The following is a 15,055-nucleotide window of genomic DNA, read 5'->3' as shown; positions in this document are numbered from 1 at the left end:
CCGAAACCACGGCCCTAATGTCGAAGGCGCCGGCAGGACGAATAGCGGCCCAGGATGCGAATGGGTTCGCTTTTCCTCTCCGCCGACGTACCGGGAAACCACGGACCAGGCAACAGGGGGTGACAAAAATGGAGCTCGACATCGAGATCGTCGAGGACGGCCAGGTGCTGCTGCACCACCCGTCCACCTGATCGTCCCGCGTGAACGAACGGCAGGTCCGGCTGTGCCGCTTGTGCGTCACAGCCGGACCACATCCAAGGAGCGCTCGCCGAAAGGAAGACGTGCATGAAGGTCCGCCGTCCCGAACACCTCGTCCTGAGGTGGCGTCCCGAGGGACTTGAGGTCGGCGTCCCGGGACGGGCGCAGTGGATCAGGCTCTCGGACGATCTGCGCAAGGTACTGGACCGGGCCGGGGACGGAATCGACCTGGACGACCTGGCGGCCGCGTTCGGCTCGCGGCACGAGGCCGGCGTGCGCCGGGCGGTGACCGGTCTGCTCCGGCTCGGGGTGCTCGCCCCCGTGGACGGGGACCAGCGGGTTCCGGACCTGTGGCAGCGCTGGGGCGGTCTCACGCGGCGCTTCCACACCGAGACGCGGGATGTCGATTACCTCGTCGACTCACCGAGACGGACCGACGAGGCGCAGGCGATCCTCGCCGGCGGCGATGCGCCGCCGGCGTACAAGGAGTATCCGGACAGCCCTGTCGTGCTGCTGCCGCGCAGGCCCCTGCCCCTGACCACGCCCGTGGACGAGGTGTTCGCCGCACGGCGTACCCATCGCCGGTTCGCGGACGCCCCCGTCAGTCTCGACCGGCTCGGAACGCTGCTCTTCCACAGCTTCGCGCCGCACCGGTTCATCGACGGCGGAGACTTCGGCACGCAGCAGTGCCGGGTGAGCGCTTCGGCCGGCGGCCGTCACGAGGTCGAGGCGTACGTCGTCGCCCACAACGTCACCGGTGTTCCGCCCGGCCTGTACCACTACTCGGTGGTGCGCCATGCGCTGGAGCTCCTGGACGCCCGGGCCGACCGGGCACGGCTGGCCGACCTGACGTACCACCAGGACGCCTCGTACCAGGGCGCGTTCACCATTCTCACAACGGCCGTCGCCAACCGTCTGGCCTGGAAGTACCGTCACCCACGCGCCTATCGCCTGTGGATGTACGACGCCGGGCACTACGGGCAGACCTTCTCGCTGACCGCCACGGCTCTGGGTCTCGGCCCCTTCCAGACCGTCGCCTTCGCCGACAGCCGGGTGGAGCAATTCCTGGGTGTCGACCCCGACGACGAGTTCGCCGTCTATCTGCTGGCCGCGGGGGTTCCGGAGGAACCCGACTCCCTGCTCCCGGCCGATTTCGCCTTCCCGAGCCCGGGAGTGGTGCGATGACACAGCGGTTCGCAGTGGTTCGTCTCCCGCACCGGGCCTTCTGCCGCAGGAGTGGGTCATGAGTCTGAAGCGATGTGTCGCGCTGCCGCCGGACGAGTTCCGCACAGCGGTGTTCGGTCACTCGTACCTGCACACCCGGGCCGCCGATCTGGCGGCCGACTTCACCGACCTGTTCTCGCCCCAGGCCCTGGAGGAACTGCTCTCGGGCGGACTGCGCACCTCTTCGCTGCGACTCGTGCGTGACGGCGTGGAAGGTGACGTGGCCCGGGGCTGCGTCGCCGAATCGGGTGACGCGCCCGGAGCGGCGCCGTTTCCCGACACCGACGGTCTGCGGCAGGCGCTCGCCTCGGGGCAGACCCTGATCGTGCGCTCCCTGCACCGCTTCCACCCTCCGGTACGGCGCTTCGCGCATGAGCTGGCGGCCGAGCTCGGTCACCCCGTCAAGGTCAACGCCTTCGTCACACCGCCCGGCTCGCAAGGGGTGGATCTGCACTTCGACGTCCAGGACGTGCTGGTTCTGCAGATAGCGGGCGACAAGCGGTGGCTGCTGCGTACGCCTCCGCTGCCCGACCCCCTGCCGGCCCACGCCTGGTTCGACGTTCCGGCGCGGCGGCGGGAGGAGATGCGAGCGGCCGCCCGGCCGCTCGCGGATCTGGTCCTGCGGACCGGCGACAGTCTGTACCTGCCGCGGGGGACGATGCACTCACCGATGACACGGGACACGCTGTCCATCCACCTCACCGTCGCCGTTTCCACGATCACCCGGCACGATCTGCTCGGCGAACTGGTCCGCGAGGCGGTCGACGACGAGTGGATGCGCGTCGCTGTCGACACCAACGGGCTCATGAGCGACCCCCGGCTCGCGCGGGAGCTGCTCGGGAAAGCCGGCGAACGGCTCGCGGCGCTGGCCGCCGACGCGGCACCGGAAGACGTGCTGTGGGCGGTGCGGAAAGCGGCGTTCCGGGAACAGACGCCGGAACCCGTGCCGATCCTGCCCGTGCCGAAGGACGTACGGCCGCGAGGTGTTCACCGGCTGCGGGCGGGCGTGTACTTTCACACGGCCTCCGTGAAGGATGGCATTCAGCTGTCGGTGGGAAACCGTCGGGTGCGGCTGCCCGCATCGGTGTCGCCCTTCCTGACGGCGTTGCACCGCGACCAGGTCGCGGACACGGCGGGGCTCACCGCGGCCCTGGGCGAGGACAACGCACGAAAGGTGGCCGCGGCACTGGTCGACATCGGTCTGCTGCTGCCACCCTCCGCGCCCTGGGACGCCACCACATCGCAGGAGGCGGTGCGGCCGGACGGCGCACCGGGAAGAGAAAGCGATCCGGACCACTCATGACGGAAGACACCACCGCGGCCCGCCGCGTAGACGAGGACGCGCCGGACGACGGGAAGTTACGGGATCACCCGCAGTTCCTGCGGCTGTGGGCGGGACAGGCCGCCGGGGCCGTCGGCGACCAGGTGTTCCCGGTGTCCTTGAGCCTGTATGTCCTGCACGAGGGAGGCGGTGCCGGGCAGGTCGGCCTGGTACTGGCCGGCCGGGGTGTGGCCCTGGTGGCGTGTCTGCTGGCCGGCGGCGTGATCGCGGACCGGTTGCGCCGCACGCGCATCCTGATCGCGGCCGACGGGTTCCGCGCGGCCGTCCTGCTCGTCACCGCCGTCCTCCTCACCCGGCTGCCACTGGGCGCCCTGCCCCTGATCACCGCGCTGGTCGGGGCCGGCGAGGCCCTCTCCCGGCCGGCGTCGCGCTCGCTGCTGCCGAACCTGCTGCCCGACGGCCTCCTGGAGCGGGGCAACGCCCTGGTCTCCGCGGCGCAGCGGAGCGCGGCCGTCGGTGGTGCGCTGGTCGGGGTGACCGCGGTGACCCTGATCGGGGTCCGGCCCGCGCTGCTGGTGACCGGCACCGTGTTCGCGCTGGCCTCGCTCTGTGTCCTGCGGGTGTCGGACGCCAAGCCCTCGGCGGCCGCCCGTGCGTCCGTACTCGGTGAGGTGGCCGCCGGGCTCCGGGCCATTCGCCGGCGTCCCTGGGTCATGGCCGTGATGGGCACGGTGTGCCTGCACCTGTTCGCCGGCTCGGCGACCGCGCTCACGCTCCTGCCGATCGTGGCACGGCGCGACTTCGGCGGCGATGTGGCGTACGGCGTCGTGCTGGCCGCCATGGGGGTCGGCGCTCTCCCGGCGATCGTGCTGGCGGGACGCATGCGGCCCCGGGCACGGGGAACCGTGTCGATGCTCGCGCTGACCGGGTACGCGCTGGTGCCGCTGAGTCTGGCCGCGCCGTTTCCGTTGCCCGTGGTGATTCTCTGTTTCGCGCTGGGCGGCTTCGTGGTCGAGCTGTACTTCGTGTACTGGGTCTCGGCGTTGCAGCGCGCCTTCCCGGACGCGCTCCTCGGCAAGGTCTTCGCTCTGGACCAACTGGGCGCGTACGCGCTCCTGCCGGTCGGATTCGCGCTCGTCGGCCCCATGGTCGACTGGCTGGGCATGACCGCCACCCTCGTCGCCGGAGGTACCGTGGTCGCCGCGTCGAGCCTCCTGAGCCTGGCCGTGCCCGGCGTGGCGCGCTTCGAGAACCCGGCCTAGAAGGCTTGGTTCACACCGCTGCCGCCAGGTAGTGCACCGTCGCCAGTCGCGGGCGGGCGACGGCTCGGTCGGGGACCCGGCTTCTGGCCGCCACCACCTCGCGCAACAGCGCCTCCCGCTGGTGCAGGGCGCCCGGCCGGCCGGTGAGCACCCGCTGCCACGAGGTGGCGGCGCAGCCGCGCGGAGTGCCGTCCTCGTCGTGGAGCTGGACGCGGCAGTCCAGCACGACGCCTCCGTCCGGCTCGGGCAACAGCCTGGACAGGCCGATACGGACGGTCGATTCGGGGAAGTCCACCACCACGGTGTCCTGGTCGCACAGGATGTGGTGGGCCTCGGCCAGCCGCTGGTCCCCGATGATCAGGACGAACCGGAGGGCGAGACCGCGCCGTTCGAGGGCCGTTTCTCGCCGCCGCGCCGGCCGGGGGGCCGACCGGTGAGGGGAAGCGTGTGTGCTGGGCATGAGGCACTCTCCCTGTGACGTCCGTGCGGTCCGGGGCGGACCCGGCCGGGGCGAGGGGGAACGCCCCGGCCGGGGACTCACTTCTCCAGGCAGAACTCGTCGATCGGATAGCCGACATGACGGTCTTCCACGGGCAGGTAGCCGAGCACCTTGTCGCCGGGCTTGAGCTCGGTGCTGTTGAGTACCGTGCCGCCCGGTCCGAGGACCCGCACGTGCCAGTCGTCCTGGAGGATCAGGTTGGCGGTGCGTCCGTCGGGCCCGACGGCGTCGACGGACAGCAGCGGACGGGACTCGATCTTGACACGGCCCACGGTCACCAGCCGGGACCGGCCGTGGATGTCCACCGCGGTGACCTTGCTGCCCGCCTTCAACTCGCTCAGATAACTGGTGCGCTGGTCCATGGCCAGCGTGTACGAGTGGATCGCCCCGGCGTTGACGCGGAACGGCCGGGTGGGCATGTACGGCAGGGGGTGGGTCTCGCTGACACAGAGGATCATGCCCTTGGAGTGCGAGCCGACGAGGATGCCCTCGTCCTTGCGGAAGTACGTGGCGGTGTCCACGCAGGCCCGCTCCCCCATACCCACGTGGGCCGTCGCCGTGATCTCGAGCTCGACCAGGGCCAGATCGGGTACCCCGGTCTCGGCCGCCTGCCGCAGCGCCGTGACGTCGCCCACCCGGGCCGGGGCCATGAGTACCCCGTCCGAGCCCAGCTCCAGCACGCCGAAGATGATCCCGGCTTCCTCGACGTCCTGCGCGACGGTGATCAGGCTGCCCTTCGACCCGGCCGCCGCGGCGATCACGATCTCCAGCGGGATCTTCGTGGGGTCGCGGAAGAACAGCAGACTCCATTTGTCCGTGCGGCCGGACGCGCAGGCGTCCTCCAGGGTCGCGGCATCCCTGATCTCGACATACCGGCCGAACTCGATGTCCGGGTGGCGGCCGGCCAGCTCGCCGGGGTCCCCGTGCTTGGCCGGGTCGACGATGACCACGTCCGCGGCACCGAAGTCCTCGGGCAGCGGCCGGTCCTGGGGGAACAGGATCTTCTTCACGGTCGGCGGCAGGTGCTCGAGGTCCTCGGGGACCGCGGCGAGGATGCCGTCGACGCGCGCGTGTATCGCTTCTTGGAGGATGGCGTCCTTCGCGGAGCCGAGGTCACGGATGTCGATCCAGCTGAGCTTCACATCACACCTGCCATGTGTCGGGAAGGGAGGGGGTCGGTGGCCCCGGCCGGGCCGTGCACGATGTCGGCGAGTTCGCGGACGACGCGCCCCGGAGCGCGGGAGGTGAAGACGCGCCGCCCCACGGCGAGGCCGCAGCACCCGCCGGCCAGCGCGGTACGGGCGAAATCGACCAGGCTCTGCTCGTCCGCGGCGCCTCCCGCCACCAGGATCGGCACGGGTGAGCCGGCGACGACCTCGGCCATGCGTTCCGCCGGGCCGACGAAGACCGTCTTGACCACGTCGGCACCGAGGTCGGCGGCGATGTTGGCCACGTGTGCCACCTGCTCGGGGGAGGCGGGCCCGGTCAGTCGCGGACCGCGCGGGTACGCCATCGCGAGCAGGGGCATGCTCCACCGGTCGCACGCCGCCGAGACCGCGCCCAGATCGGCGAGTTGAGCGGCCTCGGTGTCGGCTCCGATGTTCACATGGACGCTGACCGCGTCCGCTCCCAGCCGGACCGCCTCCTCGACGTCCCCGACCAGGACTTTGGCATCACTGTCGGGCCCGAGCGCGGTACTGGCGCTGAGGTGGACGATGAGCGAGCAGCTGGAGAACAGCCGCGGAGCGAGCGAGCGGGCCCGGCCCTTGTGCACGACGATGCCGTCCGCTCCCCCGTGCACGATGTCACGTACCAGGTCACCGAAGTCCGCGGCCGTGGTGATGGGGCCGTCGGACACCGAATGGTCCAGGGGAACGAGCAGAAGCCGTCCGTCGTCATGACTGGAGAGTCTGGCCAGACGTAATGCTCTACCGGTCAATGGTGCACGCGCCATCGGGTACTCCTTCTGCCGGCTGCTGTGGAACAGTCGGAGGTTGATTTCGGCGGGGCACTCGCAGCGTCACAGAAGGCGTTCAAGAAACAGTCGAAGGAACCGTTGAGATACAGCCCGGACCTGTGAGACGGCTGCTGCGCGCCGTTCGATCGCAGGTCGCGCGGACCGCTGTGCAACCGAGGAATTTCCTCGGTTGCACAGGGCGGAAGCGGTAGCCGATATTCCCTTCACTGTTTACAGCCAGGTCGTCCGAAATCGATCTGAGCGGGTGAAGGGGGGCTGTTACCTTTGGGGACGCTCCAGTCAATCCACGCCGCCGATCTCTGGCAATAGGTGACCGGATTCGAGTGATGGGGGACATGTGTATCAGTCGAACTACGCGACCGACTCAGGGCTCGATTCACGCCTCGTGCGCGACGCCCCTCGAACCGCGCGTGCTCACCCTCTAGTGCACGCCAGGGTCCTGGGTGCCCTGCACATAGGTGTCGACGGGGCGGTCGAAGCCGTCGCGGTCGCACCGAAGATTCGAACGGTTCTGGCCATGCTGCTGGTCCACGTCGACCAGGTGGTTCCCGTCCAGAGCCTTGTACGGGAGCTGTGGCAGGAGAACCCGCCCGTGACAGGTCTGCGCACCCTGCAGACCTACATTCTGAATTGCCGGAAACTGCTGACCCGCATCATCGGATGCTCCGCCGCCCGGGTCTCCCGGGAGGTGCTGGTGACCGGATCCGGCGGCTACTGCCTGAAAGGTGACCACCTCCAGCTCGACTGGCTGGAGTTCCAGCGTCTGACGGGGCGCGGACGCAGAGCACTGGGCGAAGGGGAGACGGCCGAGGGCATCGGTCTGCTGGACGCGGCCCTGGACCTGTGGCGGGGGGACGCGCTGGCGGACGCACCGGCCGGCCGCGTGCTCGAATCCAAGCGGAGACTGTTCGAGGAATCGAGACTCGACGCGATAGCCACGCGCGCCGAGGCACAGATCAGGGCAGGACTGCATCAGCGGGCCATCACCCAGCTCGCCGCCGTCACCCGGGAACACCCGCTGCACGAGGCCCTGCACCACCAGTACGTGCAGGCACTCGCGCTCGGCGGCCGTCGCGCCGAGGCTCTGGAGGTCCTGCGCTCCCTGCGACTGCGTCTGGTGAACGAGATCGGGATCGAACCCGGAGCCCCGCTCCAGGACCTGCAACTGGCCATCCTGACCTCGGACGCCCTCGCCATCTGAGCCGGGTTCCAGCCGCGCGAGGGCGTGTCCACCAGCACCGGACCGCCCGCCTCGGTGGCCGCGCGCCGGCGGCGGCCGGGGTACCGGAAACGGTTGTTTCCGGTACCCCGGCCGCCGCAGGGGCCCTACAGGGCGGAGGCGGCGCTCCACGGAGGCGCCTGGTGGAACGACGGGGCGGGCGCGGACGGCTTGACCAGGGCGGCCAGTTCCTGCCAGACCTGCGCGCAGGCCGTGGCCATCACGGAGATCGACTCCGCGCAGTGCGCCGGCACTCCCGCGGCGATGTGCCGGTGGTCCGCGGCCATATGGATCTCCATCATCCGCAGCAGCAGACGCCCCGTCTCGGTCATCCGCAGGGACGGATCCCGGCACAGGCTGCGGAACATCGCCTCCCGGGCCTCGGCCGACATGGGGACCGTGTCCTGGCGGACGACCAGGCGCGGCGGTGCGGGCCGCGACATGGGCGTGGCCGGTGCCGGCTGCGCCCTGGACGGCACGGGATCCTCGCCACGCCCGAGTCTGTCGCGCACGTCACGGACGGTTCCCGGGGCGATGCCCGCCCTCCTCGCGACGCTGCGCAGTGAGGCGGACGGGTCCTCGACGATGAGCCGGGCCGCGGTCCTGCGCCCCTCGGCGCTGCTGAGCGGGCGGACACGGCCGTCCTTGCCGATGCGGGCCGTCCCGGCCGCATCGCCCTGGACTCCGAAGCGTTGGGCGGCCACCGTCTTGGCCGACAGACCGGTGACGGAGGCGATGACGCGGTCCGACCACTCCGGGTGCGTGCGAATGATGCGGACCGCGGCGGTGACGCGCTCGGCCGTGGACAGCGGCAGTCCGTGTCGGACGTTGGCCTCGACCCCGAGGACGAACGCGTCCTTGGCCGGCCCGTCGAAGAATCGCACCTGGATCTCCTGCCTGCCGCGCCACCGGGCGGCCAGCAGTCGGTGCATGCCGTCGATGACACGCATGGAGGGGCGGTGCACGGTGATCGGCGGCAGCGGCAGCTCCGATTCGGCGAGCAGACGGACGTGCTCGTCGTCCTCGCCGCGGTGGCGGGGGGAGTCGGCCGGCAGCAGGCGGGCGATCGGCACCGTCGCCGCGGTGGACAGTTCGCAATCGAGTGCGGACACGAGGCACTCGTCGGGGCTCATTGCTCGATGCACCTCCGGGAACACGCGGTAAGGGGGGCGGTGCGGGCGGAACGAAGGGCCGGTCACCCGGCGCCGATCAACCGGTGGCGGCCAGCCACTGCCGTACCGGTCCCATGGCCGATCCCGAGCTGTCGGCCTCGATGTCCTGGGCGAGGTCGGCGATCGTGATGCCCTTGAGCGCCGCCCGCCACGCGGAGTCGGCGACAGCCATGGCCCGCGACACGGCACAGGGCGTACGGCACTTCTCGGGGCCCAGGCCGAGCGGGCCCTTCCTGCGGATCTCCGTGCAGCGGAAGGCCGGTTCGGGGCCGTCGATCGCCAGGACGACGTCCAGGACGGTGATCTGGGCGGGGGCCCTTGTGAGCACGTACCCGCCGGTCGGCCCCGGGGTGGAGCGCAGGATGCCGGCCTGCGACAGCGACTGCAGGTGCTTGGCGAGATAGGCCGAAGGAATGCCGTGCAGCTTCGCGATCCGTGCGGCGGACACGGGGGCCTGACTCTGGGTCAGGGAAACACAGCAGTGCAGCGCCCACTCGACTCCGTTGGACAGCTTCATGACGCCAGGATAGCAGTCTCGGATGTTTACTGTCCGAGATCCTGGTATAAACAAGGACACCAAGTATCCGAGATAGAACGGGGACAGACCCGAGATGGACGAAGGTGCAGGTCATGAGTGAGACTGAAGATCGTTTAACTCCCACGTCACCCGCTGCCGCGACGCCGGGGCACCGCTCGGAAGACGCCGCTTCGGCCTCTGGACGGGAGCACGCGGCCCTCGGGTTCGCCGCCGTGGCCCTGTTCGTGGCGGCGGCCAACCTGCGTCCCGCGATCGCCGCGGTCTCGCCCCTGGTGGACCGGATCCGCACGGACCTCGGCCTGTCGGCGACCGCGGTGTCCCTGTTGACGACCATCCCGACCCTGGCCATGGGCCTGTGCGCTCCGCTGGCCGCGTCGGTGGGCCGCAGGTGGGGACTGCAGCGAGGCGTGCTGATCGGCCTGGTCGTCGTCGCCGCGGCCACCGCGGCCCGGGGGCTGAGCACGGCCACCTGGCTCCAGCTGTGCTGCGCCGCCGTCGTGGGCGCCGGCATCGCCATCTCCCAGACGCTGCTGCCGGCCGTCGTGAAGACCCGCTTCGCCGACCGCGCAGGCCTGGTGACCGGGATCTACACGGCGGGGCTCGGACTGGGCGGCGCGGTGGCGGCCGGGGTCAGCGCCCCGCTGGCCGACGCGCTCGACTCCTGGCCCGCGGCCCTGGCCTCCTGGGCGCTCCTCGCCGTCGCCGGCATCGTGCTCTGGTCGGCGGCGAAGGGGCCGCTGCGCCTCGCCCACATCGACGGCCCCAAGGGCCCGGCCACCACCGGTCTGCCCTGGCGTTCCGGCCTGGCCTGGCGGATCACCGCGATCTCCGCCGGCAACTCCGCCCTGTACTACTGCGAGTTGGCGTGGATCGCGCCGTTGCTGCACGACGACGGCGGACTGACCGAGGCCCGGGCCGGCTTCATGCTGACGGTGATGATCTCCATCCAGGTCGTCGCGATGCTGGGCGTTCCTGTCCTGCTCGGCGAGCGCGACGACAAACGCCTCGGACTCGCGGTGACGACGGCGCTGACCGCCGTGGGATTCGTGGGCTTCGCCTTCAGCCCCGGCACCGGCACCTGGCTCTGGGTCCTCGCCATGGGCATCGGACACGGCGGACTGTTCACGCTGGTGCTGACCCTGCCCGTCTCGGCGAGCCGGGACGCCGCACAGGCCGGGCGCTTCGCCGCCATGGCGTTCTTCGTCGGGTACGCGTGCGCGGCCGTCGGACCGGTGGTCGTGGGCGGCCTGCGCGATGCCACCGGTGACTACCGTCTCGGCTTCGGTCTCCTCGCCGCCGTCACCCTGCTCATGCTCGCCCCCATCGCCCGGCTCTCACCACGCCGGATCGAACAGGACCGACGCGGCTGAGCGCTCCGCCACGGAGCGACGCCGCACCGCGACCGGCAGGAGTCCGTCCAATCCCCCGGGACGGGCTCCTGCCTCTTTCCACTTCCCCACCCCGCTTCTTCCCGCTGCCCCACCCTGCCCATGGCATTGAGCACTCCTACTGCTCGACCTCGACAGGCCTCTGCGACGCTGGCGAAACCCCGTGGCCCGGACGGTGAACCGGCCCCCACGGCGTCACCCGGTCCACCCTGGTCGAGAGGACGCGCATGGCCCCGTCGAAGGCACAGGTAGCCATCGTGGGAGGTGGCGTGGCCGGTCTGGTCACCGCCACGCTTCTGCACGGCCATGGCATGGACGTCCGGCTTTTCGAGCGGACACCGGTGTGGGGAGCCGTGGGCGCCGGCATCCAGCTCTCCCCCAACGGAGTACGCGTCCTGCACCGGCTCGGGCTCGCCGACGCCCTCGCCCGGACCGCGGTACGAGCCGGTGCCGTCGAGACCCGGCGGTGGGACGACGGAAGCCCGATCTCCCGGGTGCCGCACGGCACCCTGTGCGACGAACGGTTCGGCGCCCCGTACTACCTGATCCACCGCGCGGATCTGCAGCGCTGCCTGGTGTCCGCCGTGCCCGAGGGCATCGTCGAACTCGGCAGGGGCTGCACCCGCCTGGTTCAACGGCCCGACACGGTCGAACTCCACCTCACGGACGGCTCCGTGACCACCGCCGACCTGGTGATCGGGGCCGACGGCGTGCACTCCGTCGTCCGCCGGGCGGTCGTGGACGACGCGCCGCGGCACTCGGGCTACTCGGTGCACCGAGGCCTCGTCCCGGCCGAGGTGGTGCCCTCCTTCGCCCATGATCCGCGAGTGATGTTCTGGCTCGGCCCCGGGCGGCACGTCACGTACTACCCCGTCGCGGGCGGCGACACCGTCCACTTCAGCGCCGTCGGCGCCGACCCGGACACCCCTTCCGGTTCCTCCTCGGCCCCTGGCGCCGTCGAGGACCTCGACGCGGCGTTCGCCGGCTGGCACGAGGAGGTCCGACGGGTGGTGACCGCCGCCACGTCGGTCACCCGGTGGAACCTGTTCGACCGTGACATGGCCGACCGGTACGCCACCGGTCGGGTGGTACTGCTCGGCGATGCCGCACACCCCACCCTCCCCTACCTCTCGCAAGGGGCGAACCAGGCGCTGGAGGACGCCGAGGTGCTCGCGCGCTGCCTGAAGGAGGCCCGTCCCGGCGACCTGACCGGGGCCGTCCGCCGCTACGAGAGGCTGCGCATGCCCCGTACCGCCGATGTCCACCGGCGCGCCCGCGCCCTCGGGCGGACGTTCCACCTCCCCGACGGCACGCACCAGGAGCGGCGCGACCGTGAGATGCGCGCGCGACAGGACCTGGAGCACCTCGACTGGCTGTACGGCCACGAAGCCGTCGCGACGACCACGGCCCCGGAACCCGGACGGGAGCCCTCGGCCGGACGCCTCACCGCTCGCCCCTGACCTACGAGGAGAACCAGTGCTGCACACGCTGTTGAGCCGGGTCACCCGCGGGAACGGCTTCTACATCGGCGACATCTTCCACGCCGCCGCGCGCCGGGACGCCACGACACAGATCACGCTGGACCGCCCGCCGCAGTACGCGCCGGACCGGGGAACGCACTTCACCGTCGGCCAACTGGCCGATCAGATAGATGAGCTGGCGGCCCGCCTCTGGGCGGTGGGAGTCCGGCCCACCGAACGGGTGGCGCTGTACAAGAGCGACGACTTCGACATCGCCCTGCTCGCCTGCGCCGCCGCGCGGATCGGCGCCGTACCCGCGCTGCTGTCACCTGCCCTGGACGGCGCGGTCGCGCACGAACTGCTCGTCCGGCTCGAGAAGCCGTGGCTGCTGACCGACGGCGACACCCTCGCGGGCAAGCTGCGCGGCGTGCCCCTGGCCGACGACGTACGCCAGGTCCTGCTGTCCGCCGGGACGGCTCCCCCCGACCTCGTCGCGGAAACCGCCGACCGGACCGTCGAGCCGATCGCGCTCGCCGAGTACGCGGATGCCCCCGTACCCGAGCCGGTCTTCCTCCACCCGCGCCAGCCGTCACTGATCACACACAGCTCCGGTACGACCGGCATCCCGAAGCTTGCCGTGCACTGCCCCGAGGCCGGCTGGCACCGGCTCGTTCCGCAGCGGGTGGTCTCCTGGCCCATCCGGGGGAAGGAGACGGCCGCGCTGTGCATGACGTTCGTGCACTCCCGCTTCTACCAGGGGCTCGCCATGTTCCTCAGCCACGGCAACCCGATGGTGATCGCCGTGGATCCGCACCCCGACAAGATCGGCCCGCTGTTCGTCCGGACCCGCCCCGGATACATCGAGACTCATCCCAACACCTACATCGACTGGGAGGAGCTCGACCACGCGCCCGGCGCTCCCCTGTCCAGCGTCCGCGTCTTCGGTGCCACGTTCGACGCGATGCACCCGCGCACCATCCAGCGGATGCTCGCCGCCTCACGGCACCGGCGACCGGTCTTCGTCCAGTTCTACGGACAGTCGGAGATCGGTCCCATGGCCGGCCGCTGGTACACACGCCGCACCGCCCACAAGGCCGACGGCCGCTGCGTCGGGCTTCCGCTGCCCGGCTTCGTCTCCCTGCGCGTCGTCGACGACTCGGGCCGACGGCTCGGACCCGGACGGAGCGGCCACCTCGAAGTGCGCAGCCGCACCCGGATCCTCACCTACCTGGGCGAGGACGAGCGGTTCCGGAGCGAACTGCGCGACGGCTGGTGGCGGGTCGGTGACACGGGCTACCTCGACCGCCGGGGGCTGCTGCACCTGATGGACCGCGAGGTGGACCGGATCGATGCCGTGGACAGCAGCCTCGCGGTCGAGGACCTCCTGATGGGCCGCCTCGAAGAGCTGCGGGAAGTGGTGATCGTGGCGGACCCGCGGGGCGAGCCGGTCCCGGTCGTGGCCACCAGGGGCGAAGCGCCCCTCGACGAGAGCCGGTGGCGGCGGGCGACCGTCGACCTGCCCCCGATGAGCGCCTTCCGCCAACTCCGGTTCGACGACCTGCCGCGCACCTCGACCCGGAAGATACAACGTTCCGAACTCGCCCGACGGCTGTGGGAGGAGCACCCGCCCCCCGGCGGGATGCGCGCGGTGCCGGACACTACGAAGGGGGCCTGACCATGAGGGAAACAGCAGGGCGTCAACTGTTCGAGCTGATGGCCGGGTTCTGGAAGACCCAGGCCGTCCACCTCGCCGTCGAGTCGGGCACCGTCGACGCCATCGCGGCCGCGGGCCGCGCTCCGACCATCGCCCTGTCCCTCGCGACCCGCACCGACGCCGATGCCCTGGGGCGGCTCCTGCTGTTCCTGGAGAGCCTGGGAGTGGTCGAGGGTGACGAGGCCGGCGGCTGGGCGCTGACCGAGATCGGCGACCTGCTGCGCGCCGACACCCGCGACTCGATGCGCGACCACGTACGCATCTACGGCTCGCACTTCTACCCGGCCTGGGGCGCGCTGTCCCATTCGCTGCGCACCGGACGCTCGGCGTTCGCGCACGTCTACGGCACCGACCTGTTCTCGTACCTGCACCAGAACCCCGAGGTCTCGCTGACCTACGAGCGGGCCATGGTGGCGGGGACCCCCTTCTTCGCCGAGGTCAACAGCGCCTGCGACTTCTCCGGTGCGCGACGGATCGTGGACGTCGCGGGCGGGCACGGAGCGCTTCTCAACGAGATCCTCAACGCCAACCAGGGCCCGCGCGCCGTCCTGTTCGACGCCCCGCACGTGATCGAGGAGAGCGCGGACCGCCCGATCGCCACGGACCACGCGGACCGGTGCGAACGGGTCGCCGGGAACTTCTTCGAGTCGGTCCCGCCCGACGGAGACGTCTACCTTCTCTCCCGCATCCTGCACTGCTTCGACGACGAGGCGTGCGGGCGGATCCTCGCCAACTGCCGTAGCGCGATGGCCCCCGACGGCAAGCTGGTGATCCTGGAACGCGTACTGGTCCCGGGCACCGGCTCTTCACTGACCCAGGGTTACAACATGCACATGCTGGTGGTCCTCGGGGGCGGCCGGGAGCGGGACGAGACGCAGTACCGCACCCTCCTCGCCAAGGCCGGCTTCACCCTGGAGACCATCCACGATCTGCCTCTGGAGACGCATCTGATGGTCGCGAGGCCGAGCTGACGCGCAGGTGACACCGGGGCTTCCGCCCCCGGCGCACACTGCCGGCCGGACGAGGAACGGGCGCGGCGGCTCCGATCGGTTCGGCGCGCCCCGTCTCCTGCCACGAGGACAACAGCCTGCTCCGCGAGCTGGTGCGCACCCCGGGCTGCG

At 71.1% G+C, this 15,055-nt stretch carries 13 protein-coding genes; 8 read left to right on the top strand and 5 right to left on the bottom strand.

Features of this window, described 5'->3' with window-relative positions:
• Positions 1–285 precede the first annotated feature (285 nt).
• From QFZ64_RS26385 to QFZ64_RS26375, 3 genes are read left to right on the top strand one after another with little or no spacing between them, the layout of a single operon-like run.
• Complete coding sequence (locus tag QFZ64_RS26385; protein WP_307069826.1) at positions 286–1,383, top strand: SagB/ThcOx family dehydrogenase; 1,098 nt, start codon at positions 286–288, stop codon at positions 1,381–1,383.
• Between the two features lie 58 nt (positions 1,384–1,441).
• On the top strand, positions 1,442–2,725 hold the full coding sequence (locus tag QFZ64_RS26380) for a cupin domain-containing protein (RefSeq protein ID WP_307069824.1): 1,284 nt from the start codon (positions 1,442–1,444) through the stop codon (positions 2,723–2,725).
• Positions 2,722–3,966 (top strand): MFS transporter, encoded by a 1,245-nt coding sequence (locus QFZ64_RS26375; protein WP_307069822.1) that lies wholly within the window; start codon positions 2,722–2,724, stop codon positions 3,964–3,966. The genes QFZ64_RS26380 and QFZ64_RS26375 overlap by 4 nt, the downstream gene beginning before the upstream one ends.
• A gap of 10 nt (positions 3,967–3,976) precedes the next feature.
• Here the strand turns inward: QFZ64_RS26375 and QFZ64_RS26370 are convergent, their stop codons facing one another.
• The 3 genes from QFZ64_RS26370 to QFZ64_RS26360 form a co-directional block, all read right to left on the bottom strand.
• Complete coding sequence (locus tag QFZ64_RS26370) at positions 3,977–4,426, bottom strand: hypothetical protein (protein WP_307069820.1); 450 nt, start codon at positions 4,424–4,426, stop codon at positions 3,977–3,979.
• A gap of 77 nt (positions 4,427–4,503) precedes the next feature.
• A complete protein-coding gene (locus QFZ64_RS26365; RefSeq protein ID WP_307069819.1) occupies positions 4,504–5,607 on the bottom strand; it encodes a 3-dehydroquinate synthase II family protein in 1,104 nt (367 codons plus the stop codon).
• Complete coding sequence (locus tag QFZ64_RS26360) at positions 5,604–6,419, bottom strand: 2-amino-3,7-dideoxy-D-threo-hept-6-ulosonate synthase (RefSeq protein ID WP_307069817.1); 816 nt, start codon at positions 6,417–6,419, stop codon at positions 5,604–5,606. Before QFZ64_RS26360 ends, QFZ64_RS26365 begins: the two co-directional genes overlap by 4 nt.
• Before the next feature lie 541 nt (positions 6,420–6,960).
• On the opposite strand from QFZ64_RS26360, the gene QFZ64_RS26355 reads away from it, so the two are divergent.
• Positions 6,961–7,644, top strand: a complete 684-nt coding sequence (locus QFZ64_RS26355; RefSeq protein WP_307069815.1) for an AfsR/SARP family transcriptional regulator — start codon at positions 6,961–6,963, stop codon at positions 7,642–7,644.
• A gap of 125 nt (positions 7,645–7,769) precedes the next feature.
• Here the strand turns inward: QFZ64_RS26355 and QFZ64_RS26350 are convergent, their stop codons facing one another.
• Both QFZ64_RS26350 and QFZ64_RS26345 read right to left on the bottom strand, forming a co-directional pair.
• On the bottom strand, positions 7,770–8,774 hold the full coding sequence (locus tag QFZ64_RS26350) for a ParB N-terminal domain-containing protein (protein ID WP_307069813.1): 1,005 nt from the start codon (positions 8,772–8,774) through the stop codon (positions 7,770–7,772).
• 97 nt (positions 8,775–8,871) lie between these two features.
• A complete protein-coding gene (locus QFZ64_RS26345; protein ID WP_307069811.1) occupies positions 8,872–9,351 on the bottom strand; it encodes an Rrf2 family transcriptional regulator in 480 nt (159 codons plus the stop codon).
• 233 nt (positions 9,352–9,584) lie between these two features.
• Here QFZ64_RS26345 and QFZ64_RS26340 point away from each other — a divergent pair, with 233 nt between their 5' ends.
• The 4 genes from QFZ64_RS26340 (at position 9,585) to QFZ64_RS26325 (ending at position 14,905) form a co-directional block, all read left to right on the top strand.
• Entirely contained in the window at positions 9,585–10,742 is a 1,158-nt protein-coding gene (locus QFZ64_RS26340) for a CynX/NimT family MFS transporter (protein ID WP_307069809.1), read from the top strand.
• 245 nt (positions 10,743–10,987) lie between these two features.
• The gene (locus tag QFZ64_RS26335; protein WP_307069806.1) at positions 10,988–12,220 is read left to right on the top strand and encodes an FAD-dependent monooxygenase; all 1,233 of its coding nucleotides are present in this window, start codon (positions 10,988–10,990) and stop codon (positions 12,218–12,220) included.
• A 16-nt stretch (positions 12,221–12,236) separates the two neighbouring features.
• Positions 12,237–13,895: a class I adenylate-forming enzyme family protein gene (locus QFZ64_RS26330; RefSeq protein WP_307069804.1), complete on the top strand. Its 1,659-nt coding sequence runs from the start codon at positions 12,237–12,239 to the stop codon at positions 13,893–13,895.
• A 2-nt stretch (positions 13,896–13,897) separates the two neighbouring features.
• Positions 13,898–14,905, top strand: coding sequence for a methyltransferase (locus tag QFZ64_RS26325; protein WP_307069802.1), 1,008 nt, complete (start codon positions 13,898–13,900; stop codon positions 14,903–14,905).
• Positions 14,906–15,055: the final 150 nt, after the last annotated feature.

It is taken from the genome of Streptomyces sp. B3I8 (genome assembly GCF_030816915.1).
Classification (GTDB): domain Bacteria; phylum Actinomycetota; class Actinomycetes; order Streptomycetales; family Streptomycetaceae; genus Streptomyces.
The sequence above is the reverse complement of the archived record's forward strand: the minus strand, read 5'-3'. Positions and strand labels throughout refer to the sequence as shown.